This is a genomic window from Okeania hirsuta, from assembly GCF_003838195.1.
Lineage (GTDB): Bacteria > Cyanobacteriota > Cyanobacteriia > Cyanobacteriales > Microcoleaceae > Okeania > Okeania hirsuta.
The window spans coordinates 1-892 of the sequence record NZ_RCBY01000636.1 but is presented as its reverse complement, the minus strand read 5'-3'; the positions used below and the strand labels follow the sequence as shown (position 1 = coordinate 892).

Below are 892 nucleotides of genomic sequence, written 5' to 3'. Positions count from 1 at the left end.
AAATTTTACCCATACTCAAACAATTAGTACAGTCTGATGATGATCGGTGGGTGCGACAAATAGCGGTTCAACAATTAGCTACTGGTTGGAAAAATGAGCCAGAAATTTTACCTATGCTCAAACAATTAGTACAGTCTGATGATGATCGGTGGGTGCGAGAACAAGCAATTCTACAATTAGCTACTGGTTGGAAAGATGAGCCAGAAACTTTACCCATGCTCAAACAATTAGTGCAGTCTGATAATAAATTTTTGCGACAAACAGTGGTTCAAAAATTAGCTACTGGTTGGAAACATGAGCCAGAAATTTTACCTATGCTCAAACAATTAGCGCATTCTGGATGACTTTTCCAGCCTTTGGCTATTTGGTCCAATGCTTCTGAGCGTACCTGCCAATCATCATCAGACTGTGCTAATTGTTTAAGCAAAGGTAAAGTTTCTGGACGACGTTTCCAACCTATGACTATTTGTTCTACTGCTCCAACTTTTACTTGCCAATCATCATCAGACTGCACTAATTGTGTGAGCAAAGGTAAAATTTCTGGGTGACGTTTCCAACCTCTAACTATTTGTTGTACTGCTACTATTCGTACATCCCAATTGCTATTGAGCTGTATCCATTGTGTGAGCAAAGGTAAAATTTCTGGGTAATGTTTCCAACCTCTAACTATTTGTTGTACTGCTACTGCTCGCACAAAACGATCATTATCAGACTGCACTAATTGTTTGAACAAAGGTAAAGTTTCTGGGTTATGCTTCCAACCTCTAAATATTTGTCGTACTGCCTCAAACCGCACCTGCCAATTATTATCAGAATGCGCTAATTGTTTGAGCAAAGGTAGAGTTTCTGGATGATGTTTCCAACCCCTAGCTATTTGCTCTACTGCTACTGC

General features: G+C 39.6%; 2 protein-coding genes. One reads left to right on the top strand and one right to left on the bottom strand.

Annotation, left to right across the window (positions count from 1 at the left end):
• On the top strand, positions 1 to 344 hold a 344-nt coding region (locus D5R40_RS33380; RefSeq protein WP_161565196.1), incomplete at its 5' end, for a HEAT repeat domain-containing protein.
• Here D5R40_RS33380 and D5R40_RS33375 read toward each other — a convergent pair.
• Positions 269 to 892: HEAT repeat domain-containing protein (locus D5R40_RS33375; RefSeq protein WP_134239681.1), on the bottom strand; the 624-nt coding region annotated here is incomplete at its 5' end. The genes D5R40_RS33380 and D5R40_RS33375 overlap by 76 nt on opposite strands.